General features: G+C 45.9%; 20 protein-coding genes. 3 read left to right on the plus strand and 17 right to left on the minus strand.

What is annotated here, in order from left to right; genetic code table 11:
- Nucleotides 1-24 precede the first annotated feature (24 nt).
- Nucleotides 25-1350, minus strand: coding sequence for an ABC transporter substrate-binding protein (locus G9U52_RS21145; RefSeq protein WP_166152649.1), 1326 nt, complete (start codon nucleotides 1348-1350; stop codon nucleotides 25-27).
- A gap of 250 nt (nucleotides 1351-1600) precedes the next feature.
- On the opposite strand from G9U52_RS21145, the gene G9U52_RS21150 reads away from it, so the two are divergent.
- Together G9U52_RS21150 and G9U52_RS21155 are read left to right on the plus strand one after the other, a co-directional pair.
- Nucleotides 1601-2395, plus strand: a complete 795-nt coding sequence (locus tag G9U52_RS21150) for a response regulator transcription factor (RefSeq protein ID WP_166152650.1) — start codon at nucleotides 1601-1603, stop codon at nucleotides 2393-2395.
- A gap of 50 nt (nucleotides 2396-2445) precedes the next feature.
- Nucleotides 2446-4236: a sensor histidine kinase gene (locus tag G9U52_RS21155; RefSeq protein ID WP_166152651.1), complete on the plus strand. Its 1791-nt coding sequence runs from the start codon at nucleotides 2446-2448 to the stop codon at nucleotides 4234-4236.
- Nucleotides 4237-4283: 47 nt separating this feature from the next.
- Here the strand turns inward: G9U52_RS21155 and G9U52_RS21160 are convergent, their stop codons facing one another.
- Nucleotides 4284-4934: a LysE family translocator gene (locus tag G9U52_RS21160; RefSeq protein ID WP_166152652.1), complete on the minus strand. Its 651-nt coding sequence runs from the start codon at nucleotides 4932-4934 to the stop codon at nucleotides 4284-4286.
- Nucleotides 4935-5042: 108 nt separating this feature from the next.
- Between G9U52_RS21160 and G9U52_RS21165 the strand changes: the two genes are divergently transcribed.
- Nucleotides 5043-5615, plus strand: a complete 573-nt coding sequence (locus G9U52_RS21165) for a 5' nucleotidase, NT5C type (protein ID WP_166152653.1) — start codon at nucleotides 5043-5045, stop codon at nucleotides 5613-5615.
- Here the strand turns inward: G9U52_RS21165 and G9U52_RS21170 are convergent.
- From G9U52_RS21170 to G9U52_RS21240, 15 genes are all read right to left on the minus strand, one after another.
- Nucleotides 5598-5720 carry a MerR family DNA-binding transcriptional regulator gene (locus tag G9U52_RS21170; protein WP_166152873.1) on the minus strand — a complete coding sequence of 41 codons (123 nt, stop codon included), beginning with the start codon at nucleotides 5718-5720 and terminating at the stop codon, nucleotides 5598-5600. The two genes, G9U52_RS21165 and G9U52_RS21170, sit on opposite strands and share 18 nt — an antisense overlap.
- A 125-nt stretch (nucleotides 5721-5845) precedes the next feature.
- Complete coding sequence (locus G9U52_RS21175) at nucleotides 5846-6847, minus strand: ABC transporter substrate-binding protein (protein WP_166152874.1); 1002 nt, start codon at nucleotides 6845-6847, stop codon at nucleotides 5846-5848.
- Between the two features lie 90 nt (nucleotides 6848-6937).
- Nucleotides 6938-7927, minus strand: coding sequence for an ABC transporter permease (locus tag G9U52_RS21180; RefSeq protein WP_166152654.1), 990 nt, complete (start codon nucleotides 7925-7927; stop codon nucleotides 6938-6940).
- 1 nt (nucleotide 7928) lies between these two features.
- The gene (locus G9U52_RS21185) at nucleotides 7929-9473 is read right to left on the minus strand and encodes a sugar ABC transporter ATP-binding protein (protein WP_207953112.1); all 1545 of its coding nucleotides are present in this window, start codon (nucleotides 9471-9473) and stop codon (nucleotides 7929-7931) included.
- Between the two features lie 146 nt (nucleotides 9474-9619).
- Nucleotides 9620-10615 (minus strand): substrate-binding domain-containing protein, encoded by a 996-nt coding sequence (locus G9U52_RS21190; RefSeq protein WP_243767479.1) that lies wholly within the window; start codon nucleotides 10613-10615, stop codon nucleotides 9620-9622.
- A 16-nt stretch (nucleotides 10616-10631) separates the two neighbouring features.
- Complete coding sequence (locus tag G9U52_RS21195) at nucleotides 10632-12398, minus strand: cache domain-containing sensor histidine kinase (protein ID WP_166152656.1); 1767 nt, start codon at nucleotides 12396-12398, stop codon at nucleotides 10632-10634.
- A 21-nt stretch (nucleotides 12399-12419) separates the two neighbouring features.
- Entirely contained in the window at nucleotides 12420-14027 is a 1608-nt protein-coding gene (locus tag G9U52_RS21200) for a response regulator (RefSeq protein ID WP_166152657.1), read from the minus strand.
- Nucleotides 14028-14258: 231 nt separating this feature from the next.
- Nucleotides 14259-15938: an MGH1-like glycoside hydrolase domain-containing protein gene (locus G9U52_RS21205; RefSeq protein WP_166152658.1), complete on the minus strand. Its 1680-nt coding sequence runs from the start codon at nucleotides 15936-15938 to the stop codon at nucleotides 14259-14261.
- Nucleotides 15939-16103: 165 nt separating this feature from the next.
- Nucleotides 16104-17444: an ABC transporter substrate-binding protein gene (locus G9U52_RS21210; RefSeq protein WP_166152659.1), complete on the minus strand. Its 1341-nt coding sequence runs from the start codon at nucleotides 17442-17444 to the stop codon at nucleotides 16104-16106.
- A gap of 141 nt (nucleotides 17445-17585) precedes the next feature.
- Nucleotides 17586-18425 (minus strand): carbohydrate ABC transporter permease, encoded by an 840-nt coding sequence (locus G9U52_RS21215; protein WP_166152876.1) that lies wholly within the window; start codon nucleotides 18423-18425, stop codon nucleotides 17586-17588.
- A gap of 8 nt (nucleotides 18426-18433) precedes the next feature.
- Entirely contained in the window at nucleotides 18434-19351 is a 918-nt protein-coding gene (locus tag G9U52_RS21220) for a carbohydrate ABC transporter permease (protein WP_166152660.1), read from the minus strand.
- A gap of 132 nt (nucleotides 19352-19483) precedes the next feature.
- Nucleotides 19484-21232, minus strand: coding sequence for a response regulator transcription factor (locus G9U52_RS21225; protein WP_166152661.1), 1749 nt, complete (start codon nucleotides 21230-21232; stop codon nucleotides 19484-19486).
- A 115-nt stretch (nucleotides 21233-21347) separates the two neighbouring features.
- A complete protein-coding gene (locus G9U52_RS21230; RefSeq protein ID WP_166152662.1) occupies nucleotides 21348-23195 on the minus strand; it encodes a sensor histidine kinase in 1848 nt (615 codons plus the stop codon).
- Nucleotides 23196-23359: 164 nt separating this feature from the next.
- The gene (locus tag G9U52_RS21235; RefSeq protein ID WP_166152663.1) at nucleotides 23360-24280 is read right to left on the minus strand and encodes a DUF554 domain-containing protein; all 921 of its coding nucleotides are present in this window, start codon (nucleotides 24278-24280) and stop codon (nucleotides 23360-23362) included.
- A 56-nt stretch (nucleotides 24281-24336) separates the two neighbouring features.
- Nucleotides 24337-25800 (minus strand): SulP family inorganic anion transporter, encoded by a 1464-nt coding sequence (locus G9U52_RS21240; RefSeq protein ID WP_166152664.1) that lies wholly within the window; start codon nucleotides 25798-25800, stop codon nucleotides 24337-24339.
- Nucleotides 25801-25992: the final 192 nt, after the last annotated feature.

Genomic DNA, 25992 nt, shown 5'->3' on the forward strand with positions numbered 1-25992 from the left:
CCTCACCTCGTTATCCGTGCAAAATTACTTTTTCAATTCTTTCAGCTTATCCGTGTATCGCTTGATCAGCTCATCGGCTGCTTGGGCAGGTGTAGTCTTTTCAAAAGCGACTTTTTGGATAATGTCCTTCACAATATCGCCCAGCTGTGAATTCTGCGTAATCGCATTATCCGGCACGGCTTGGTTTTTGGCTGCCAAATCAACAGCATCCGCTACATTTTTATCCAATTTATTCGCATCAACAATAGCCTTTTTGGCAGCTTCCAGAGCAGGCACGGCCCGCACATCTCCAAGTACTTTTGCAGCCTCCGTATCGCTCAGCATCCAGTTTACGAACTTAAGGGCTTCCTCCTGGTTCTTCGATTGCTTATTCACACTAAGCACCATCGAGGGACGGATAACGGCAGCACCTGTCTTGGAATCCTTGTAAGCTGCAGGCAGCACGGATTGGATTTCTGTGCCTTTAGGCAGTGTATCCTTAAATTTGATTACCTCGCTGCTCCAGCCTTCAATGGCTATCAGCTCCTGATTAATCCATTTAGGATTTTGGTCGGTTTTTCCTGAAAATAACTGGGTTTCTCCGAGCGGCTGAAATACGCCGACTTTATAAGCCTTTTGTATCCAATCGAAGGCTTCGGCTGCTTGTTCTTTGGTGAACGCCAGTGTGTAATCATCCTTGACCATTGGACTGTTCGTCCTTTGTCTGAGCATGGATGAGAACATCACCTGAACCACACCTAGATCGGAGTTCATCAGATACATTTTGCTATCCTTTTCATGAAGCTTCTTGCCCTCTTCAAGCACGCTGTCCCAGGTCCAGACCTGGTCAGCCTTAATGCCCAGCTTGTCCGCAAGTGTTTTGTTAAAGACTAAAGTACGGCCGTTTGTACCCATCGGCACACCGATGATCTTGTTATTGTAGGTTGTGAAATTTTTCAGATAGGTGGCATCAAAGCCTTTAAGATCGAACGTCTGTTGGCTGTTGAAATCCAGTAGAAGCTCAGTGCCGCTTCCCAGCTCGGATAACCACGGCTGATCCAACTGGAGCAGATCAGGTGCTGTGCCTCCCGCCAGCTGTGTTTTTATTTTTTGCTCGTAGCCGTCAAAGCCGCCGTATTCGGCCTCAATGGTCACATTCGGATTTTTCGCTTTATACATATTAATCACTTCCAAAGTTGCTTTGTGACGAGAATCGCTCCCCCACCAGGCAAACCTTAAAGTAACCGGTTGGTTGCTATCTACTTGGCCTGTACCCTGGGCTGGATCGGATGCGCCTCCACAACCTGCTAAACTGGTTGAGAGCAAGGAAATAACAACTGCTGAGCCCCATAATTTCTTCAAGTGATTCATATTCTAATCCCCTTCTTGTTCTATTATTCCGCTGCAAGCACTTACAGGTTCTATTATAGCAATGACCCCACGCACTTAAAATCCACCTGATTTGGCAAAAGGTTTGAATATTTGTCTATAATATTGAAGCAGGCAAACTGAATAAGGGTGCCTAATTTGTTATTTGTTTTCATTATTTGTTATTATATTGTGTGCTGTTCCTCGTTCCTCTATAATAAGTCACACACAATCTGTGCGGAGGAGGTTCCTTATGTACACACTGCTGGTCGTTGATGATGAGACGAAAATAAGAAACGGCATCTGCAACTATTTCCCCTGGAACGAAATCGGCTTCGAAATTGTCGGGCAAGCGAAAAATGGCAAGCAAGCGCTCGATATCGTCCTGAAGCAGCATGTGGATGTCGTGCTTAGTGATATCAAAATGCCGGTTATGTCAGGCATAGAGCTTGCCCAGGAGCTGTTCAGCAGGGCGATCAAGGTGAAGGTCGTCTTTCTGACTGGCTATAAAGAATTTGATTACGCGCAGAAGGCGCTTTTATATGGGGTTAAAAGCTATATTATTAAGCCTACGAAGTATGAGGAGCTGCTGGAAACCTTCACCCGAATCAAGGATGAGCTGGATCGGGAGCGACAGCAGGAGTTGGCTATTCCCTTACCTCTTGCGCCCGACGTATCCATTCAGCCACCAGAGGCCCCAGCAGATCTTCCAGTAGAGGAGCAGGGCTACCACGAAAAGAAGATCGCTGCTATTAAAGCCCATATCATGGAAGGCTATAAGGATGTGACTCTGGAAGAAGTGGCCAGCTTGTTCCATATGAATTTGTACTATCTCAGTAAATATTTCAAAAAGTGGACAGGACAAAATTTCTCTCAATATGTGATTTCTGTAAAAATGGAAAAAGCCGCGGAGCTTTTAAAAGACATTTCTTATAAATCCTACGAAATTGGCAGTGCTGTCGGCTACGATAATGCCAAAAATTTCTCCAGAGCCTTTAAGCTCTACTTCGGCAAAAGCCCTCGTGAGTTTCGCGATTCCCCTCATTAACGCCAGCATGCATAAATCCAGATGAATCGTAAAGAATGGAAGGCGAGCACATGAAAATCAAGTTTTTTATCAAGCATTTATCCATGTTCCTTCTTCCCTTGCTGATTCCGCTTACGATTCTGGGAACACTTTCTATTCTCATTACACAAAATTATATCAAGGAAGATATCAATAAAAACTCGGTTAACGTGCTCAAGCAGACGAAAGAGAATATAGAATTGATCCTCAGTGAAACCGATCCGATGAGTCTCGTGTACGGCAATGATTTGAAGGTCGTCGAAGCGCTAAGCTCCATTTTGAAAAATAGCTCGCTGACCCACGAGGAGCTAATCACCTATGATATTCTCAAAAGCTTTCTGAGCGCTCCGGTCAATGCCCGGCCTTATATCGATTCTTTTTACATCTATATGCCTAATACCAACGGTCGGTTTATTTCCTCCAATCTAGGGCTATCCGATTTACAAACGTACTATGACAAGGAGTGGTATACGCAGTTTATCCAGAAGGACGCGCAGGTGAAGTTGTGGATTGAGCCGCGCAAGGTCAAGCAGTTCGAGTTTGAGCCCCTGTCTACGCCTATTGTAACGATCTATCAACGTATTCAATCAACGAACGGTGTTATTGTTCTTAATATTCGCCCGAATTATATTGAAAATGTTTTGAAGTCCCTATCTACCTTTCCAGAACAATGTATTCTGGTTGTGAATGAGCACAATCAAATTATTTTTAGCAACCGTCAGCCTGAATACCTTAAGGATTTGAAGCTAGAAACGATTAATCAATCGAATCAGGCCTTTTATACGCTTGAGGAAGGGAATGAATCGTATATCGTTTCCCAGCTGAATTCCGCCCGCTACGGCTGGAAATATATTTCGATCGTTCCCCAGCGGGCTCTATACGAGGTACCGTTTCGGATTATTCAAATCACGATGCTGTTGCTGCTTATTTCGTTTGTGCTCGGTTTGGCTATTGCCTTTTATTTAACGCGAAATCGTTATAATCAAATTTCCAATATCATCCATATCATTGATTCTGCTGAAAAAGGAAACCCGTTGCCCTTGTTGCCTGACCGGATTCAGGATGAGTACGGATATATCGTGCAAAATATCGTCAAAACGTTTATTGAGCAAAGCTATTTGAAGGTCCAGCTCTCTGAGCGAAGATACAAACTGCAGGTAGCTCAGTTCACGGCTTTACAATCGCAAATCAACCCGCACTTTTTATTTAACACGTTGGAGGCCGTGAATTGGGAAACGATCGCACTGACAGGCAAGCCAAACCAAGTCACAAAAATTATTGATAATTTATCCGAGATTCTTAGATATTCCTTAACCGATCCCGAAGAGCGGGTTTCCTTACAAACCGAAATCAAAAATTTAAAGAGCTACCTCGAAATTCAGAAGTATCGGTACGAGGATAAATTTGATATTGTGTGGGACTATGACCCCAAGGTAATAGGCTTCAGGGTTATGAAGCTGCTGCTTCAGCCTTTTATAGAAAACAGTATTTATCATGGTATTAAGGAAAAAGAAGGACCCGGCCTAATTAAGATCAAAATCAAGCTTATGGAATCGATACTGCGAATAACGATCGTGGACAACGGTTTGGGGATGAACAAAGATACACTTCAGATGCTCAGAAAAAATATCGAGATGGAGCACGAATATTCGGAGCATATCGGGCTTTTCAATACCAACAAACGCTTAAAGCTGGCTTATGGGGAAGCCTATGGAATTACCATACGCAGTAAAGAGGGCTTGGGCACTGTGGTATATTTGAGCATACCGATAGCTTCGGCGAAGCCAGATGCTGTATCGAGCCTTCACTCCTTCGATTCTTGAAAAACTTATTTTTCATGTTACTCTGTTGGGTTTGTTGCAAAGGGTCACTACCGCCAGCCGGCAACATCGGACAAGCCCTGCCAAAAAACCTTTATGGCAAAATACAAAAACAGTAATGCGGAGAGGAAGGATAACACTCTCATCATGGATTTTTGAAATAACCTACCAGATAAACTACTCGCGGAGGCCACTGCAAGTGACCAACCTAACCCCGCAGCAAAAAAACCGGCAACAAAGTAAAGCAACGCCCCCTTATAGGAAAGGTTCATTCCTGCAACGATCGGTCCTGCAACCAGTGCAAACCAAGTGATAACCGAAGGAGACGCAATGGCTAAGCCAAAGCCAGCTACCCCCTCCTTAATAAGAGATTTGTGAACAATTCCAGCTTGTCCTGCCTGTAAGGGTCTAGGCTTCCATGTATCTCGCAGCATTTTGATAGCCAAGTATAATAAGAAAACCGAACCTACCAACCATAACAACCATTTGATTACTATGATTTCGAATATGACGCTGACCCCGATAAGAGCCAGTAAAAGATAGAGCAAATCCCCAAAACAAGAACCAAACCCGATCATAAATGAATGCCTGAACCCTCGCTCCATCCCTGTTCTCATAATGGCTACATTGACCATCCCCAGATCAAGGCACAGTGATAATGAAAAAAGAAACCCTTGTATGCTTACTTGTAAAGCTTCCATATAGCACCTCATACGTCTATCTGCCATCATAAAATGAATACAAGCCCTTCCCTTTCAATGGTATAATCAATTTACTAAAAAATCCAGATTTTAGATAGGAGCTTGCCCTTGCATATTGGAATCGATTTAGACAATACCATTCTTGATGCCACTTCATCCTTTTTACATTACTATAATATTGCGTCTGGATTATCATTAACACCTGAGGATGTTAATGATTTTTATTTATACCGTTTATATGGCTGGGATAAGGCAGAACGCGACACGATTTATAGTCAATACGGTCATGATATTCACTGGAACTCATCGCCCCTACCCATGGCAGTAGAAATCTTGCAGGAGCTATTTGACCAGCATCAAATATCTATTATTACTGCCCGACCCTTACTTTTTCGTGAGGTTACTATTAAGTGGCTTCAGCACCATAAAATTAATTATCATCATATTACGCTGATTGAAAACAAACTCCAAGCGTGTATCCACGCTAAGGTCGATGTATTGATTGATGATGGCCCCCACTATGCTGAGGAGTTTGCCCTAGTCAATAAGCCAGTTATTTTATATGAGCAGCCTTATAATTTGGCAATTACTCATGACTTGGTATTTCGTGCTTCCAATTGGATGGAGGTCAAAAAGCATATTGATTACTTGGCGGCAGCTCAACTAAACGCAGATAAATAAAGCCTCAGCATGTCCCTTCGTGTAAATTCGGTACCCATTTGCCGCTCTCTCAACTTTAGGGATACGTCCCCACGATTCATAATGCCTCAGTGTAGAGGAAGATATAGCTTACGACAAAGATTGTGATCCTAATGAACAAAAAGGAGCGAAAACAAATCAAGAAAAGGAGCCGTCTTCAATAAGACAGCCCCTTTTATCAACCTGTTTGTTACAGCGCTATTATTGCCTTACTAATTATAGAGAACACCTTTGATTTCCGGTGAATCGATATTGGTTTTGTCATACCAGAAGAAGCCGGTATCAATATTCTTCTCGACCTTTTCACCCTTGACCGCTTTCACCGCTGCTTTCACCGATTCATAGCCAATGCCAATCGGATTTTGCGTGATCGCGCCAGCCATTTTACCACTCTTGATTGCATCCATTTGTTGTTTGCCTGAATCATAACCAATCACAATAATTTTATCCTTCTTCAATTCGGTAACTGCGTTCAATACACCAATTGCCGACCCTTCGTTGGCGCCAAAAATCCCTTTTACGTTCGGATGTGCTTGAATGATTGCTTTGGTAAGATCCGTTGATTTTAATTGATCGCCGCCGCCATATTGGATATCGACGATTTTAATGTTTGGGTATTTACTTTTGATTCTGTTCACGAAACCATCGCGGCGGTCAATCCCTGTACGGCTTGTTTGGTCATGAACGATAACAGCTACTTCGCCTTCGTTATTAATGAGCCCTGCCATTTTATCCGCTGCAAGACCTGCTGCTGCGATATTGTCTGTAGCTGCCGTAGCTACTGGAATATCGCTATCTACACCTGAGTCGAATCCAACGACTGGGATTTTGGCAGCCTTGGCTTTCTCTAATAAAGGAACAGCCGCTTTGCTATCTAATGCAGCAAAGGCAATGGCACTTGGTTTCTTGCCTAGCGCTGCTGTAAGGATTTCGATTTGCTTATCCACCTGGGCTTCGGTTTCTGGACCTTCGAATGTAATCGTCACATCTAATTCTTTGGCTGCTTTTTCAGCTCCAAGCTTAACTGCCTGCCAGAATTGATGCTGAAAGCCTTTGGAGATAACGGGAATGTACATTTTATCTGCTTTTTTCGCATCTGGAGCTGCTGGTGCTGTAGCTGCTGGTGCAGGTGCTACAGCGGGCACTGCTGACTTCCCAACTTCCTCTGTCTTATTAGTGCCACAAGCTGCCAATACGATGGCAAATAGGAACATAAATACCAAGATGAGTAGGTTTTTTTGAATTTTCAACTTAATCTCCCCTTACATGATTTTTTTATAGAACTCCCGATGGGAGGGACTACCTTATTTTTTACGACGACGGAGAATATCCGCATATACCGCAATGATAACGACTAATCCAACGATAACCGTTTGCCATTCCTGCTTAACCGAAAGGATACGCAAGCCATTCGTTAATACACTCATAATTAAAGCCCCGATTACCGTTCCCATAATCGACCCTTTTCCACCGCTTAACGATGTGCCGCCAATCACAACGGCTGCAATCGCCTCAAGCTCGTAGCCCTGGCCCAGGGCGGGCTGTGCCGAATTTAACCGTGAAGCAATCATAATGCCGGCTATACCGCTAAATACGCCTGTAAGCGTATAAATCGCCGTTTTCCAAAAATTCACGCTGACTCCTGAGAGCCGAGTCGCCTCTTCATTGCTGCCCAAGGCGAAGTTATAACGCCCGATAATCGTTTTCGTTAAGATGATGCTGGCAATAATCGCCGCGCCTAGAAAGATGATAATGGCATTCGGAATCTCTAATCCAGGAATCATAGCGTTTATCGCCGACCCCATGGAAATATCCGTAAATCCTGGCGTATCATTGAAATAAATCGGCTTCGTTCCCGATATAACCAGCGACAAGCCTTTGGTAATCATCATCATCGCTAACGTTGCAATAAAAGGCGGAATATTCATCTTCGCTACGGCTAATCCGCTGATTAATCCGCAGAGTGCACCTGTCGCTATTCCGCCAATAATGCCTAAGGGCATCGGAAAATTCCAAAGCGTGATCATCACACCTGTCATCACAGCGGAGAATGTCATAACCGTTCCTACTGCTAAATCAATACCACCGGTAATAATGACAAACGTTGAGCCCAAGGCGAGTACGCCTATTACCGCGGTTGAGAGCATAATACCGATAATATTATCAAATTGAAAAAAATTGTTGGATGAGATGGAGAAAATGATCACAAGTAAAATCAAACTGGCAAAAGCCAATAATTTTTGTGTGGCTCCAGCTTGGAAGGCAATGGGTTTTTTTAACAGTAAGGTTTTCATGCTAGTACGCCCCCGATCGATTTGTTGCATGCATCATTATCTTTTCTTGTGTAGCCTCAATATTGCTTAACTCGCCTGTAATTCGGCCTTCACACATGACCAAAATGCGATGGCTCATGCGAAGTATTTCCGGTAATTCCGATGAAATCATAATGATCGATTTTCCTTGCGCCGCCAAGTCGTCGAGCAGCTTGTAAATCTCACTTTTGGCACCAATATCAATACCCCGAGTCGGCTCATCGAAGATTAGAACCTCACAATCACGATTCAACCATTTGGCAATAACGACCTTCTGTTGATTACCGCCTGAAAGAAATTGTACAGTCTGATTCACACTGGGTGTCTTGACCTTTAAGGCTTCTGAATAATGCTCTGCAGTTGCATGGCTTTGCGCCTTGTTCATCCAACCCCAGTTGCTGAATTTTTTGTATGAAGAAATGGCAATATTGGTTTCCACATCCATCCCTACAAGAAGCCCATATCGTTTACGGTCTTCCGATAAATAGCCTATGCCGTTCTTTACGGCATCGTAAGGACTTTTAATTCTCACCTTGCTGCCATGAATGCTGATTTCTCCCGAATCCAGAGGATCTGCACCAAATATAGCCCTTGCCACTTCCGTACGGCCTGCGCCCATCAATCCTGCAAACCCCAGGATTTCACCTTTCTTCAATTGAAAGCTTACATCCTTGATAACACTACCTCTATTGAGATGCTTAACCTCCAAAACAATCGCTTGATCCGTTGGTTTCAGTGATTCGATTGGCTTGGTATAAATCTCTCGACCTACCATGAGCGAGATAATTTGATCGATCGTTGCGTCTTTGGTTTCCAGCGTCTCCACGTAGCAGCTATCACGCATAATCGTAATGCGGTTGGTAATTCGTTTGAGTTCTTCCATTCGATGTGAAATGTATACGATACCAACACCGCTATCACGAAGCTGGTGAATAATGCGGAATAAATCGTCAATCTCGGTATCTGTCAAAGCCGCTGTCGGCTCATCCATAATCAATACTTCTGATTGGAAAGACAACGCCTTAGCAATCTCGACCATTTGTTGCTTAGCTACAGTTAGCTCCGACACTTTAATCCGTGGATCCATCTGGAGATTCATGCGCTGAAACAATTGCTGCGCACGCCTATTCAGCTCATGCTCATCCAAAAAAAGGTTGAACATTTTCCGGGGCTCACGTCCGATATAAATATTTTGCGCTACAGTTAAGTCCGGCATGAGATTGAGCTCCTGATGGATAATACTGATCCCTAAGTCCTGCGCCATCTTGGGTGTAGTGATTTCAATTTCCTTGCCTTTATAGACAATTTGCCCCGCATCCTTCGTATATACCCCAGTCAATACCTTCATCAGCGTGGATTTTCCTGCTCCATTCTCTCCAACTAATGCATGAACCTCTCCACTAAATAATTCAAAACGGCATTGATTAAGCGCGTGAACGCCTGGAAAGTGCTTTTCAATGCCTTCCATATGCACTAATGCTTCTTTCACAATGATCACTCCTAATCGGTTGGTTCTTGAAGTAATCATACCGTTATATAACGCTTTCATTAATAGAGGATCTTCTTTGAAAGGTTGATTATCTTCCACAATTGAATGATCAACAACAAAAAACCTTACCGGACACGAAGTCCAGAAAGGCAATCAAGAAACCAGATTTCTGCAAAACCCTTTAATTATGGGTTCGAAAAGGGAAAGAGCAGCTTTTGATTTTCACTCGTATACATATTTGCAATATTGATGATTTCAGAGCCTGTATCAATGATCGGTTCAACCTTGTTGCCCCTCAAAGCTTCAATAGCCGTCTTAATGCCCAAATAACCCATATTAAAAGGCTTTTGAATAATAACAGCCTGAATCACACCTTCTTCAATCCATTTAATCTCATTCTTCGAGCTATCAAATCCAACTAACTTAACTTGCCCCTTTAAGCCTAATTCCTTAATGGCCTGAGCAGCGCCAAGCGTTGAAATTTCATTTAAACCAGCAATCCCGCCAATATCACCCCGTTCGCTTAACAGCTTTTTTGTAATCTCATAAGCCCTTTCTTGGGAACCATTACTAAAGTAAGTGCCTACTACTGAATTTTTAAAATTTTCGGAAAGTCCACTTCTCGCACCCTGTTCCCTTTGAATGGCAGTAGACGAACCCTGCACATGACTAACTATTGCGATATGTTTGGATGGATCCACCAGCTTCGACAGTACATCACCCATTTTACGGCCCGCAGCTATGTTATCGGTTGCAATAAAGCTATTTGCAACCTTACTGTTAATTCCAGAATCAATGATAACTAAGGGAATTCCTTGCTTACGAATTTTCTCTGCCCATGGCACTAAAGCTTCATAGTCCGCGGCGACAAGTATAACTGCATCAGGCTTCGACTTCAAAGCCTCTTCCAGCTTTCGAATTTGACCCCCAACATCAAATTCATTTTCCGTCCCCTGCATATCAATCCGCACATCGAATTCTTTTCTCGCTGCTTCAATTCCGGCCTCAAAGGTTTTCCAAAATTCGATCTGGGGATCCATCGACTTCATCATCACGAGAAAATGCGGCTGGCTGTTTCCAGGCTTTTCTAAATTCACTTTAATTATAGTCAGCACAGCACATACAGCGATAATGGCAAGGAGGATAGGAAATAAGCCTTTCAGACTAAGCTTCAACTTCAAATTGTTCGCCCCGCCCTTACTTCAATATTGGCAGCCAAATATTGGCCGTTGTGCCTTGTCCCCATTCACTTTCAAAAGTAATCCCATACTCTGCACCATAATAGAGCTGTATTCTTTGGTTCACATTACTTACCCCTATCCCGCTACCGCTGCTGGGATTATCGTTTTTTTCAAACATACGTTGAACACTCTCCGGTGACATACCGATCCCATTGTCAATTACCTGAAGACGAATACGATGCGCGATAATTTCTCCTGTAATGCGAATTGTACCTACACCTGCATTATTTTTAATTCCATGATAAATCGCATTTTCCACCAACGGTTGTAAAATAATTTTGAGCACCTTATTCGATACAATCTGAGGATTTACAGCAATCTCAAAATCCAGTTTGTCTTTATAACGTATTTTTTGGATCGTTAAATAACTTTTTATGTGTTCCATTTCATTAGCTATCGTTATGACCTCTTGTCCTTTGCTAATGCTCAACCGAAATAATTTGGCTAACGCGGACACCATCAATACTACCTCCTCCGACTTCTTGCCTTCAGCCATCCAAATAATGGAGTCCAATGTGTTATACAAAAAATGCGGGTTAATTTGCGCTTGTAGCGCCTTCAATTCACTTTTACGTTTTAGCTCCTGTTCCGTGACATTTTGGCTCATCAGCTCTTTAATCTCGGTAGTCATTCGATTGAAGCGCTTACTTAGCTGCCCGATTTCATTCCTGCTTTCAATGACCACTTGGATATCAAAATTTCCTTTTTCGACTTCCTTCATTGAAGTCTCCAATTGCTTAATCGGTCTGGAAATACGTGAGGATAGAAATAGGGAAATGAGTATGGCTACGCCGATCAGCCCAATCCCCCACATCACAATATAAGTCTGAATTTCTTTCTTGTTCGAAACTAATTCATCCACATAAGTAACACCAACGATCTTCCAGCCCTTGATCGACTGATTAATCGTATACATGCGGCTGTCTTGTCCTTCAGAAGTGGTGAAGCCACCCGTTTGGGAAGACATCACTTGTTCAATTTGTTCCTGTTTAAGGTTGCTGTAAATCAGCTGCTGCTGGGGATGGTAAACGATATTCCCTTCTTGATCAAGTATGAAGATATAACCCTTTTTACCGAGTTTTATTTTACTGCATAAATCATTAATGACATTATAATTCAAATCCACAAGCAAGACGCCTAGTCTTTTGCCATCCACATCACTAAGCTGCCTGCTTAGCGAGACGACCCAATTATATTCTCGAATCACATTTTGCACATGAGGAGAGGAGATGACAACATTGCCATTCGCTTCAATCGCCTTTTTATACCAGCTTTGCTGCGTCGGGTCGGCAAACGGATTGAGCTCAGTATCGTTATACGGAACGATTCCTCCGTTATTATCAAATATAAGGATCGAAGAGATATCCTTTCTTGTGTTAAGAACAGAGCTAAGCTGTGAGCTAATCCGTTGTTCTAAATCGACATTGTCTCTCACGCCAGATAGCGTTGGGTTTTTCAAATAATCGCGAACATCATAGTTAGAAAATACCATTTGGGATATATTTTCCATATAGCTAATATAGGTTTCAATGTTAGTGTTCACTTGCTCCATTAATTGGGAGGTATGCTCTCTGGAGCCTTGCTCTGCGGCATTTGTTGATAACGTATACGTCGTATAGGCAATAAAAAGTGTCGTAAACAAAATTAGACAGGAAAAGGCAACCGCCATCGTCGATTGAATACTTTTAAAATGTAAAAAATCAAAGGTGAGCTTCCCATTCATCGTCGTTCTGTGCCCCTTCCGTCAAATCTTGTTACGATATTCTGTTGTGGTCATCCCTGTCGTTTTTTTAAATATTACACTAAAATATTGGGGGTCCGCATAGCCAACTCGTTCAGCAATTTCATAAGATTTGAGGTTGGTTTGCTTGAGCATTTCTTTGGCTTTCTCTATCCTGAGCTTTGTTAAAAAGCTTATGAAGGTTTCACTATTGTAGGTTTTAAAAAGGAGGCTGAAATAGCTTTTACTCATTGTTAAATACTTACATACCGAGCCGAGCGATATCAGCTCATCTGCGTAATGGGCTTGAATATAAGCTTCTGCCTTCATCATCTGGACTCGGCCAAAATGATCACGTTTCTCTGAAATCATCAGAGATACCTTCCGACAATAAGCAACCAACCACGCCTCTACCTCATTTAGCGTTTTCAAATCATAAATTTCAGTCAAAGGGTTGCTTTCCAGCCTATCAATAGCATCTTCGCGAATATCCAGCTCGTCCAACGCATCTATAATCGATATCATCACTTGCTGTATACGAATATAACAGCGATCAAGCGGCAGATAGGACTCCTTAAGGTTCTGTATGATATGACCAATAACCAGCTCCGTTTCCTCTAGCGTTCCCGATTTAATTCCTGTCACGAGCTTACTTTCCCATACCTTGTTGTAGGGCATATGCGCTTTGGCGTTGCCTTCAATATCATTGATGCTGATCACACGATTTTTGCCCAACAAAAACCGGTAATCCAGTGCGGACGTCGCTCTTTTATGCGAAAGATGAATGTTATTCAAGCCTGTACATACATCGCCTACACCAATCGACACCGTAAATTTCAGAAAGCTTTTAACCGCAGCATTAATTTGTTCAAGGATATTTATAGCGCTTTCATAAAGGGCTTCCACTTCGCTCCCTGATAAAATTACGATGGTTTTTTCATTGTTATTCTGGAACACGATTCCCCCGTTATGCTTGGCAATCAATTCTTCGCTAATATTGTATACGGCAAAATAAAGCAAGGCGCTTTCGGTCTCGGGATAATATTTCTCAAGTTCTCCGTGATCATCAACATCGATAACCGCAACCAGAATATGCAAGCCCTCTATAGAAAGCTCCAGATAAGCAAGCTTATCCTTAAGCTCTCCCTCACGCACGTTGCCGGAAATAAGCTGGTTCAGAAAGCGCTCCCGCACTAATGGCAGACTTTCTTTGAGTCTCCCCTTGAGCTTTGTTAAATCCTCAGTCCTACGTGCCTCCTCATCCATCTCCGTTTTGAGTCGGATCAAGATTTGGCGAATTTCATCTGCTGTGTTCGGTTTTAAAATATAATCATGCACCTTCAGCTTTAGCGCCTGCTGGGCGTAATCAAATTCATCATACCCCGTTAGAATGATAACCTTGGTTCGTGGATAATGATTAAACAGAAAGCTCGCCACTTCCAGCCCATCTACAAAAGGCATATTGATATCAGTTAAGACGACATCAGGTTGAAGCTGCTCCATGGCATCAATCACCTCTCGGCCATTTTCGAAATCACCCACTACCTCAAAGCCCAGCTCATGCCAGTTTATATGATCACGAATGCCTTCTCTTACATTGGCTTCATCATCCGCTATTACAATTGTATACATAGATGCCCCCACTCAAGCCTATTATTGCGAATATGATCATCTCAAGCCTCATTGCTTCCATGGCATGCCCTTAGATGATTATATCAGATATAGAGCCCCATCAGACAGGAGTCCAAACGATAACCCGTCCAAACAAAAAGCAGCCATCAAAGAGGGCTCTCTACGATGACTGCTTCAACCATATCCTAATCCACAATGAAACGATAATTGTAACTTTACCCTTCACAATCCCTATCGGTAAGCCAACGGTACCACCCCAGGATCTGACACACTAGTAAACCTTCCATCCGCAAATTGCAGAATTTCGTTGCCCTTCACAGCTAGCGGATAGTCCACGCCTTCGTATTGAATCGTTCCTTCAACCAAGCGGACGGACATCCCGATGACCGATTTCAAGCTGCCCTCACGGTCGGTGACAACACGTAAACCATTCGGAAACCGCAGATATATGGCTCCATTGCGATAAATCGTGCAGGATTCACGCGTGTTGGCTAGTTCGAAATCATGACCCTCCACCGTACGGCTATACGCTGTTTCATTAGCTACTTCTTCACCGTGGTCCATCGCGTAAGGGACGAGCCCTGTGAACCAGAGCTCTCCACCTGCCGTTGGCAGAATGCCACAGAGTCGTTCCACAAAATCCACTAGGCACAGGATAGCAGGTGAATAGGTCTGTGTGAAGCCCTCTTTTCCTGTCCACGGGCTCAAGGCTTGGGCAAAACGCTCCACACCCATGAAGGCGGACAAGATAGGGAGGATCACCCAAGTCAGCTCCACAAACCTGCCGTGGTATTCAAAAGCGTGCGGAGTACGAATCAAGCTTAAGAAGTTGGTCGGGCCCCCCCAGCTATTGTAGCTGGACATCGGATCGAAGCGCGGGTCGTCCATAGCCATCGAGGTAAATGGATATTTGGCAAAAAACTTGCGCGTGTTCAACAAATAACGCCGCAGGGCGTTATCGAAAAATTCGCGATCCCCTACTTCGCAAGCCAGCACCCGCAGCAGCACGTCCGATTGTACCCTAACTAATTTGTCATTACGGTCAAGGTCGTAGAAAAACGCATCCGCTTCATCAAAGCAATATTTAAATAAGCTGTTCAGGCTGTCGGTCGCCTTGGCGTTCCAATCTGTGCCGGATTCGCCTAATTCTTCAGCCATGCGTTGTAAATAGAGGCGTTGGCAATATACATTGGCCGTCAAGTCTGGCGCCAGCAACGGGAGCACCGGCGAATCTGGATTGTATTGCCGCGCATCATCAAGATGCGGCGTATCGGGAATATGCCAGAAGCGCGGCGATAGATCATGGCCCGTATCGAAGGTGCAAAAGGCTTCCACACAGCCGCTTCCCCTCGTATTGCGGTAAGTAACCAGCCATTCGTCGAAGCGGGCAATGGCCTGGTACATTTTACGCAAAAAAGACTTGTTGCGCCCATTCAGCAAATAATGGTTCCACACGCTTCTGGCAAGCGGCGTAACCATCTGGATCTGCCTATACGCCGCGCCATGCTCCGTTATTTTATAGGGCATCTGGCCATCCTCAAGCTGAAAATCAGCGAAGCATTCATAGGATGCTTCCGATACCGAAGGAATGAACCGCGACAATAATTCGGCATTGATTGTCCCTGTGCTTTCCAGCCAGCAGCCGAGGTAGATACCGCCCTCATGCAGAATCGGGCGCTCCTCGCTAAAGCTATCGCTGTCACTGTGACTGATCCCAGTTGGCACGATACAGTCTAGCAGCTTTCTCAACGCTGCATCGTACACGCCTTCGAAGCGTTCCGAGGAAGCGGCGAAGCGAACGCCTGAGCGTTTCCACTCGGCAAGCACTTCCCGATCTGAGGCCTTCTTCAGCTCGCCAACCTTTTCCTCCGTATTGCTGCGCCTTAACCGTTCCACTATTCGTTCACTCATAGCTCTCCGTACCGCCTTTTCTCAAGGATGGATGCATATTGATGATAGCTTCTTCTTCGTTTCTCCTAGAAGGAGAACAGGCAGCAACTCGAATACTAACCGAGTAACTGCCCGTTTCCTGTTGTGCTCACCCATTATCTTCCTACTTACTTACCCTCGTGGCGCCTACTTATTATTGTTAAATATTTTCACAACGCCATTGTAGAAATCCTCAACGGCTTTTTTAACATCCTTTTTGCCGAAGCCAATTTCCTGTACGGTCGTATCCGCCAGCAAGGAGTACTCGGTGAAGCCCGGAGGGTTGTAGCTGACTTTGACCGGTTCTTTCTTGGCTGCATCCGATACCTTGCTCGTGTATTCGTATATGATCTGGTCTACAGGTGTAGCTTCCTTCTTCAACAGCTCACGCATCGGAGCTGTGACTGGAACACCGCGGTCATTGCCGAGAATTTTGGCGGCATCTGCATCGTTGATCCAGTAATTCATCAACAGTGCTACTTCCTTGGGATGTTTCGTTTTGGCGTAACCGGACATCCCTTGGCTCGATTCGAAGATGACGGCTGTGCCTTTCGCACCTCTTGGCAATGGAACTAGCGTCAGGCTGTCTTTGATCAGGTTCTGGTGAGCAACGAGTGCATTCGAAGCAACTAGGCTCATCGCTACCTTGCCGGTAACAATAAGGGATTTACTTGTATCCCCAGGCGGATTGGATACTTGAAGCTCCGGCGTCACTACGCCTCCATCTTTACGCAGCTGGTCCCAATAAGCGAACCAAGGCTCTACATCCTTTTGCTCAAAGCCAAGCTTGCCGCCGTCCATATCGTAGAGCTGCTTGCCGTTTTGTTTCAAAAAAATATCCATGCCATCGACGGTGAAATCATAAGTACCATAATAGTCCTTGCCCAGCTTCTGGGATAGCTCTTTACTTATTTTACTGAAATCGTCCCATGTCCAGCCTTCACCCGGCAGGCTTACACCTGCTTTTTTGAACAGCTCGGTATTCAACAGAACGCCGCGGGCATTCGCTCCAGCAGAAACGTGCAGCAGCTTGCCTTTGATCGTGCCGTACTCAATCATCGACTTGTCCATATCGGTAAAGTTGAGCTCTTTGCCCACATTAGGGCCAAGATCCAGCAGCACTCCTTTATTCGCATAATCGACCACATTGCCACCGAGGAAAAATACATCCGGTGCCGTCCCGGAAGCCAGCTGGGTGTTCAGCTTATCGAAATAACCGGAGCTTGGCGCGAATTCGCCGACGATTTTGATATTCGGGTTTTTCTGCTCGAACTTGCGCAAGGCTTCATTCGTACGATCCGCACGCTTTTGGTCGCCCCACCACATGATCCGCAGCTCAACCGGCTCCTGATTGGCACCCTCCTTAACAGCCGTACCTCCAGTACCCGTTTGGGCTCCGTCCGCGCTACTGCCTGTACCACTATCGCCACATGCCGATGTGATAGCCATTAACGCTGCCAATGCAACCAAAGATAGTCCTTTTTTCATCCCAATTTGCCCCCTTATATGGTTTCAAAGCTTGTGTATCGATCATAATGGATAACGCTATAGCGATGAATCGTATTCCTTCGGTAGTTGACTATCAATTTTTTCGGGTCACACGTAGTTGTTGCATCCCGTCCCATACAGCTACTTAATACCCGTTGTCGCAATACCGTCGAGAAAATAACGCTGGAACGTCAGAAAAATCGTTAAAATCGGAATCAGTGAAAGCACCGACATGGCAAGCAAAGCGCCCCAATCCGACTCTCCTGAAGGGTCAAACAGCGAACGGATACCCAACTGCACGGTAAACAGCTTCACATTGTTCAAATAAATCATTTGGCTGAAGAAATCATCCCACGTCCAAATGAATGTAAAGATCGCTGTCGTAATCAACGCTGGCACCAGCAGCGGCAGAATGATTTTCCAATAAATTTGCCCTTGGCCGCAGCCGTCAATCGTAGCGCTCTCATCAAGCTCCTTGGGAATGCCTCGAATGAACTGGACCATCAGCAGTATAAAAAAAGAATCATGTGCTAGCCATTTCGGCACGATTAGCGGCAGGTACGTATTAATCCACTCAAAATTTTTGTACAAAATATATTGCGGCACCAAAGTAACGTGGTAAGGAAGCATAATCGTCACTAGCATCATACTGAACCATAGCTTTTTATACTTGAAGTCAAGACGGGCAAAAGCAAAGGCCGCCAAGGAGCAAGTGATCACATTGCCGAGCACGGACAGTACCGAAATTTGCGCTGAATTGGTAAAGAAACGAAGAAAGGAAATGCCCTGCAATCCCTTCCAGCCATTCATATAATTAGCCAGCGTAAATTCCTTCGGCCAGAGGCTTGTATCCGAGAAAATCAGGTTATTCGGCTTGAACGAGCTGCTCAGCAGCCACAAGACAGGGTATAGCATAACCAACCCCAACGCAATAATTATCGTATGCTTGACCCAATGGGCGTAATTCGTTTTGTATGCCATCTGTGTACTCACCCCTTTTCCTCCTTGCCATCGCCATAAAACACCCAATACTTAGAGGTAACAAACACAATCGCTGTTAACCCTCCAATAATGATTAGCATAATCCAAGCGAGCGCGGACGCATAACCCATATCGAAGAAGGAAAATCCTTTTAAATATAGATATAAGGTATAAAACATCGTCGAGTCCATCGGACCACCGCGCCCATCGCCGATCACGAATCCCGGTGTAAACACCTGAAAGGAGTTAATAATCGTCATAACCAGGTTAAAAAAGATAACCGGTGACAACAGCGGCAGCGTGATTTGAAAAAACTGGCGTACTTTGCCGGCACCATCCACCTGCGAGGCTTCATATAGATCGGCGGGGATTTGCTTGAGGCCAGCGAGAAAAATAACCATGGCCGAGCCAAATTGCCATACGGATAACGTCACAATCGTATACAGCACGTAATTCGGGTTCGCAATCCAAGAGGGTCCGTCAATGCCGAACCAGCCCAGAAAATGGTTGAACAGGCCGTTTCCATCAAAAATTTTCCGCCACACGATCGCAATTGCTACACTACCACCCAGCAATGAAGGAATGTAATAGACCGTCCGGTAAATCCCGAGTGCCCGAATCCCTTTGTTCAAAGCCATCGCAACCAGGAGTGCAAAGATCAAACGAAGTGGAACCGAGTAAAACACATATTGAAACGTTAAACTCAAAGAGTGGTAGAACATGCTGTCATCCGTAAAAATCCGTACGTAATTGTCGAAGCCTAGCCATCTTGGCGAAGATAGCAGATTATATTTGGTCAAGGACAAATATAACGAACCGAGCATAGGCCCTAGTGTAAGACAGAAAAAACCGATCAGCCACGGCAGCAAAAATAAATAAGCTGTGCGATTCTGTCGGTGAAGGGTCGATTTGCGCGAAGTTTGCATAGTGGCCTCCTCATCCAAATGTTCTTTCAGCGTGGTTACCACGAACTGTAAAGTAATCATACAGAGAGAGGGCAACGAATTGAATTCTATTTCTTCGGCAGTTCATTATTAAATTTTTCGGATGGGCTGGAATTAACCGTTGCTGGAGCCTGAACCCAAATCAGGATTTGTGCGGGCGCTGGAACTGGAATGTAAGCTTCGATTAGCACGAAAATCTGACGGTGTGACCCCATACAGCCGTTTAAATTTCGAAGAAAAATAACTGGCGTTGGAGAAGCCCGTCAATTCGGCAATATCCCATAAGCTCAGAGGTGTATCAAGCAGCAGGCGCATAGCGTGAGCCATGCGTACCTCAGTTACGTATTGGATAAAGGTTGTGCCCACCTTCGCTTTAAAGAGCTCGGAGAAATAGGAGGAATTATAGTTAAACCGTTCCGCCAGCATCGTCAAATTCAAATCATACATATAATTATTGTCGATAAATAGCATCGCGGCCTGGATCATCGATTGCTCGGGATCTTCTGCATTGGCCTTTGTTTTCCGCTGGATTTTCTCGCCTAGCTGAACGAGAAAGCCTTCCGCTTTCTCCACGGTGTCGAGCGCCAGCACCATATCGGGGCGCACCCACAGCTGCTCCCCCGTGTCCAGCGGCACCCCTGCTGCATGAGCCAGGGAATCCAGCAGCAGGTATAGCTGAAGGATCAGCTTTACGAATTGAACCTGCGATTCAAAGAAGACATCGGCCAGCTCTTTATGGATCGCCTGCTTGAAGGCGTCAAGCTCGCCGCAAGCCAGCTGGCGCTGCATAATCTTGGCAGCTTCGTCCGTCAGCACAGGCCTGCCCTCAGCGTAATCCTTCGAGGTGATACCCACATCGCTTTCCAGTAGATTCCAAGCTACCAGCGAGGACATGTAGCCTTCCTTCCACTGGGCGAAGCCAGTGACCGGCTGTCCCATGGCAATGGCGGGCTCGAATGCCAAATGCTCAGCTATGCAAGCTCTTAAAGCCTCGATAAATGAAGCTGTAGCGTCTTCGTCGCTTGCAGCGGCTATGAAATGGATCAGCCCCGGATAATTAGGGTCAAGAAATACTTGCGGCTTCATCTGCGCCAACACCAGCCCCGAATCCGACGTCTGCGACTGCGGAGTTGGCTGCGACTGGGGCTGTGACTGGGGCTGCGATTGTAACCGCGATACCCGTTGTGGTTGCGTTTCAGCAAATTCGCGGCAAAGCATCTCGAAGGGCAGGCGCAGCTTATCCGGCGTGCGCTCTGCATCAGATAAAGGCTTCACGCCTGCCTTGCGCTCCCTTAATCCGGCAGTAAGAAAACGCACGCTATGTCCACCCCACTTGTCCAGTTGAAACAGCTCTGAACGTTCACGCTCCGTTTGCGCCGACCTGATCTCATCCTTGACGAGATGGAGGATAAAATGCTCCTTCATCTCTTTATAATATTGGGAGAGCCGCCAGCGAACCGTTTCCTGTTCGTTGAGGAATGTCCGCTCCTCATCCAGCTCCTGTGCTACCTTGCGGAGAGCCTCCATCAGCTCATCCTGGGAGACCGGCTTCAGCAAATAATCCCTTGCCTGATTGCGTACAGCAGCTCTGGCATAATGAAAATCCTCGTAGCCCGTAATCACTATAATTCGTAGCGTCGGAAATTGCTCATGGCAGCTTTCCAGAAAAGAAACGCCATTCATAACCGGCATATTCATATCTGTAATGACAAGGTCAATGGCTTCGGCTGCCAGCTGTTCTAACGCTTCGATCCCATTGGCTGCCTCAGCAACAACGGACATATGCAGGCTGTCCCAATCCGCCTTCAGGCGCAAGCCCAAGCGAATTTCCGGTTCATCATCTACGATTAATACGCGATACATTGATAATCACCCTTTCTTAGAATTAATTAGCAAGAAAATGATAATAGGCTCGCCTGACTCTACTTCCATGCTTGATTGTATTACCGGGTACCAAGAAAAGCGGACACAGAGGCCTCTATTTACTCACATTCGTCAATACCTGCTGCACAGGCAAGACAAGCTCGATTCTTGTTCCTGGGCTAACTCCCTTTTTTTCCAAGCCATCTCCTGCTCCATCTCCATCTCCGTCCATGGAGCTTATCGTGAAGCTAAATCGGTTGCCATAATAAAGCTGGCAGCGAGCCAGGACGTTACGCAATCCGATTTGCTGGTCCCCTGTATTCAAAATGTGCTCGAGTTGAGAGGATCGGGATTCCGCATACAACTGCTGTACCAAAGCCTCAGCTATACCCGGTCCATTGTCTTCAACGATTAAGCGGACGCGGTCAGGCTCAATGCCTATACGGACGGTAACCTTGGCCACGGTCTGGTGAAGAAAGCTATATTTGACCGCATTCTCGACCAAAGGCTGCAGGATGAATTTCACAATCTGTCGGCTGTCAGCCCCTCCCTCCTCCTCCATAGAGATAAGCAGCCGTTCGCCAAAACGAACCTGCAAAATCGAAGTGTAATGCTTCAAATATTTGAATTCCTCCTGCAATGCAATAAGATCCTCGTTGATCCTGAGCGAGAAACGCATCATTTTGCCCAAGGATTCGATTACCTTCACCGTATCGGCTGTACGCTGCTGCATCGACAGGCTGCTCATCAGCTCTAGCGTGTTGAACAGGAAATGCGGATTTAACTGCATAAGCAGCGCTTTGTACTCGGCCTGCTGGCGCAGCAATTTGAGCTCAAATTCCGTCTTGATATGGTGCCTCAATTGCACCACCATGTTCCTGAAGGTCGAGGTCACATACCCCACCTCGTTTCGGACTGTTTTCTCATCGGGAATACGGCTTTCTGCATTGGCGAAATCACCTTTTTGTACGGAGCGCATGGCAGAAGCGAGCCTGGACAAGGGCTTCGTAATCCCATAAGAGAGCCAAGTCGCGACTAGAATCGCACACAGCAGCAGCAAGGTCGTGAACAGGATGATGCTGTTGCGCAGCTTGTATAGCTTGGCGTACAAATCCTCCTCCGAGACGATACCCACTAGCAGCCACTGATTCAGCTTTTTGAAAACGACGATATCGTTCATGCCCCGGTTATTCTCCAAATAAACGACACCCTTGGGAGAACGGATCGACCGTACAGCCTCTATTTTGCGGATCGTTTCGGGATTGGACACATATTCATTTTGCGATAAAATTGGAGCACCTTTCTCATCCAACAGAAAAATTGTGCCTGTGTCACCCAAATGTATTCGCTTTAAAGGCTCCAGAAAAAAATCAGCGCTCACATTGACTTTCATGACACTTTTAAAAGGGGAGGGCTCGAAGGTACCAATCGGCAGCAGCAGGCTGACCACTTGGTAAGGCTTGGATTGCCTAGCCTCAACCTGGTCCCTGTGCGCCGAAACCCAATGATTACCAAGCTTCACAAAGTCCTTGTACCACGGCTCTTCGAGAAAAGCACGGTCGGCCACTACCTGGTTGCCGATGCTGACCCATAAGCCCTCCGGACGATAGATCGATACCGAGGATACACCCGAATAGTTATTCGTCGTTTGCGTCAGGAAGCGGCTTAGCTCCAGATTGGCAAGCATCTTCTCTCCGGCGGGCAGCCCAGGATCGGATAAGGCGATATCCCAGCCTTTGGTCACGTCGCTGTTATAGACGAGCGAGGATAAATCATAAATTTGCAGCAGTGCCATATTAATGAAGGAGCCGTATTCATCCATTTTCTCAAGGGCTGAGGATTCAATGTAGGAGCGGACGATCGAACGCGATTCGTTAAACAGCAGCATGGATACGGTTCCAAATGAAAGCACCAGCAAGACGACAAAGGATGCGATCAGGCGATTTTTCAGTGAATAAAACATACGTTTGCCCCCTATATGCTGTAAAGATTAGCATTTCTAGCTTACACCGTTTTGCCGGAATTTCAAATTTAAATTCTAGAGGTGTTTTTTTACAGCAAAAAAAGCACCGGCTCTAACAGCCAGTGCTCTCACAATTTCGCACTCAATAACTATCCAGCATCCGCTTACCAGGCTGATAGCCAATCCAGGAAGGGAACCGCCAGCGCAGCTACCAGCAAAGAGGGAAGCAGGTTAGCAACGTTAATTTTGCGGATCTCCAGCAAATTGACCCCAATACCCATAATTAGAATGCCGCCGACAGCTGTGAGCTGTATGATAATCTCGTCGAGCATCACTGGATCTATGAATGAAGCGATCCCCGATGCGGTCAGCGCAATTATACCTTGATAGATGAACACAGGAATGGATGAAAATAGGACTCCGACCCCCATCGTAGAGGCAAATATAATCGCCGAGAAACCGTCCAGCATCGCTTTGGTATATAAAATGTCATGCTGCCCGCGCAGCCCACCATCCAGTGACCCTAATATCGCCATGGCGCCGACGCAATAAATTAAGGTCGTGTTCACAAAACCGACGGCAATCCGCACTGGCATTTGCTTTTTGCCTTTAGCCGTGAGAATTTCCTTCAAAGGAGCCTCCACTTCCAGCTCTTGGACACATGCAGCTGGGGCTGCTTGAATCACGGTTGCCGATGCAGTTGCTTCTGCAACTATTGCTCCGGCCGCTGCTTCTGTAGCTGCAACCGTGGACGCAACCGCTACTGGAGCAACCGTAGCGGAACGTTTGTCGCCTAAACGGGTTAAAATATTCACGCCTCGCTCCAGCTGTTGGCCAAGCGCCTCCAGATTGCGTTCCACCCGTAATAATTCACCCAACACCCCGCCAATCACCAAGCTCGCCACAATCAATAAGAAATTCGACGATTTCAGCGTCATGGACAAGCCCAGGGCCGCCAAAGCCAAGCCCATTCCTTGCATCACGGTGTTACGGATGCCTGGGCTCATTCGATGCAGCATAAGTCCTAGCGATCCGCCGACAAGGATCGCCACCGCATTAATTATCGTCCCCCATAACGCCATCATGTGTTTGCCCTCTCGTTCGTCATATCGACTCTTTCATTTCATTTCATTTATAGCATTTAAAGCGGCAGCTTCACCGGAAGCCCCAGCTGGTCAATCATCCGCCGGCTCTCAGGGTTCAGTCCAGTGATCGTTACCCTCTTGCCCAGCGCCGCGTATTTCTGCGTCACCTTCGTGATGGCCGTAATTGCGGAATGGTCCCATATATGAGACGCCTGCAAGTCAATCACGATATGGTCGGGATCGGTATGGTGCTTGAACAGCTCGATAAAATACGTCATCGTACCGAAAAACAATGGTCCCGCTATTACGTATTGCTTGGAGGTCTCAAGCCCCGAATCCTCCTCGACCACTTCGCAACGCAGCCTTGCCATTCGCCAGCCGAAATTCAATGCGCTCAGCACCACACCGGAAACTACGCCAATCGCCAGGTTAGAGGTGGCCACTACGATCGCAACCGTCAGCACCATTACAACGGCATCACTGCGTGGAATTTGGCCTAGCGTACGCACGGCACCCCAATCGAAGGTGCCAATCGATACCATAAACATCACGCCTACAAGCGCCGCCATCGGAATTTGCTTAACGATATCGCCCAGCACAAGGATCAGGAAGAGCAGGAATACACCCGATATAAGCGTAGATAGCCTTGTCCGGCCGCCGGATTTGATGTTAATGACCGTTTGTCCGATCATCGCACAGCCAGCCATCCCGCCAAAAAATCCGGTAATCACATTAGCGATACCTTGCCCACGAACCTCACGGTTTTTGTCGCTGCCGGTTTCCGTCATTTCATCCACAATCGTTGCCGTTAGCAGCGATTCGGTCATGCCGACAATAGCCAAAGCAAGTGAGAAAGGCAGTAGGATCAACAAGGTTTTCCATGACCAGGAAATATCCGGAATATGAAACAAGGGCAACGCCTGCTTAATTTCACCCATATCGCCTACAGTGCGCACATCGATTTTCAGGGCAATTGCCAGTACCGTCATCACAACAATCGCGATCAACGCCGATGGCACTACCTTTGTTAGCAGCGGAAGCAAATAAATAATCGCTAGCGTTCCCGCAACCATCGCATACATTGGCCACGATTCACCAACGAAGTTGGGCAATTGCGCCATGAAAATAATAATCGCTAGCGCATTAACAAAGCCAATAATGACGGAATGCGGCACGAAAGTAATAAAGCGACCTACTTTGAATACGCCTAGTATCCATTGGATCAACCCCGTTAGCACCGTGGCTGCGAATAAGTAGTCCAAGCCATATTTGACAATAAGCGGCCCCATTAATGAAGCCATCGCGCCTGTGGCCGCCGAAATCATACCGGGCCTGCCTCCAACGATCGAAATTGTGACCGCAATCGTAAAGGAGGCATACAAGCCGACCATTGGGTCTACACCTGCCATGATCGAGAAAGCGATCGCCTCAGGGATTAGTGCGAGTGCTACGGTAATGCCTGATAATACATCATTCCGGACATTGCCAAAGAAGCCGCGTCTAAGCTGCTGAAAAAACAAAAAAATCCTCTCCTATTCAGTTGGTATGGGCGCTCCACTCTCAGGATTGCCGGGTCCGATGCTCACTGTTCTCGATTATAGTTGATTTCCCTGTTACGGACAACCAAATTTCGTGCAGCTCCCCACTTTTATGGCAAGCTTCATCCGGCTTCATGCTGGCTGGCTTCATACTATAGAAATGTTTCGGATATA

The organism is Paenibacillus agricola (assembly GCF_011440305.1).
Taxonomy (GTDB): Bacteria; Bacillota; Bacilli; order Paenibacillales; family NBRC-103111; genus Paenibacillus_S; species Paenibacillus_S agricola.

Bases quoted from the DNA above. Each gene is read 5' to 3' on its own strand.
- G9U52_RS21210 (WP_166152659.1), bottom strand. From the start codon at position 17,444: ATGAAAAAAGGACTATCTTTGGTTGCATTGGCAGCGTTAATGGCTATC.
- G9U52_RS21195 (WP_166152656.1), bottom strand. From the start codon at position 12,398: ATGAATGGGAAGCTCACCTTTGATTTTTTACATTTTAAAAGTATTCAA.
- G9U52_RS21185 (WP_207953112.1), bottom strand. From the start codon at position 9,473: ATGATTACTTCAAGAACCAACCGATTAGGAGTGATCATTGTGAAAGAA.
- G9U52_RS21145 (WP_166152649.1), bottom strand. From the start codon at position 1,350: ATGAATCACTTGAAGAAATTATGGGGCTCAGCAGTTGTTATTTCCTTG.
- G9U52_RS21175 (WP_166152874.1), bottom strand. From the start codon at position 6,847: ATGTTCCTATTTGCCATCGTATTGGCAGCTTGTGGCACTAATAAGACA.
- G9U52_RS21230 (WP_166152662.1), bottom strand. From the start codon at position 23,195: ATGTTTTATTCACTGAAAAATCGCCTGATCGCATCCTTTGTCGTCTTG.
- G9U52_RS21235 (WP_166152663.1), bottom strand. From the start codon at position 24,280: ATGATGGCGTTATGGGGGACGATAATTAATGCGGTGGCGATCCTTGTC.
- G9U52_RS21205 (WP_166152658.1), bottom strand. From the start codon at position 15,938: ATGAGTGAACGAATAGTGGAACGGTTAAGGCGCAGCAATACGGAGGAA.
- G9U52_RS21155 (WP_166152651.1), top strand. From the start codon at position 2,446: ATGAAAATCAAGTTTTTTATCAAGCATTTATCCATGTTCCTTCTTCCC.
- G9U52_RS21220 (WP_166152660.1), bottom strand. From the start codon at position 19,351: ATGCAAACTTCGCGCAAATCGACCCTTCACCGACAGAATCGCACAGCT.
- G9U52_RS21160 (WP_166152652.1), bottom strand. From the start codon at position 4,934: ATGGAAGCTTTACAAGTAAGCATACAAGGGTTTCTTTTTTCATTATCA.
- G9U52_RS21180 (WP_166152654.1), bottom strand. From the start codon at position 7,927: ATGAAAACCTTACTGTTAAAAAAACCCATTGCCTTCCAAGCTGGAGCC.
- G9U52_RS21225 (WP_166152661.1), bottom strand. From the start codon at position 21,232: ATGTATCGCGTATTAATCGTAGATGATGAACCGGAAATTCGCTTGGGC.
- G9U52_RS21215 (WP_166152876.1), bottom strand. From the start codon at position 18,425: ATGGCATACAAAACGAATTACGCCCATTGGGTCAAGCATACGATAATT.
- G9U52_RS21150 (WP_166152650.1), top strand. From the start codon at position 1,601: ATGTACACACTGCTGGTCGTTGATGATGAGACGAAAATAAGAAACGGC.
- G9U52_RS21200 (WP_166152657.1), bottom strand. From the start codon at position 14,027: ATGTATACAATTGTAATAGCGGATGATGAAGCCAATGTAAGAGAAGGC.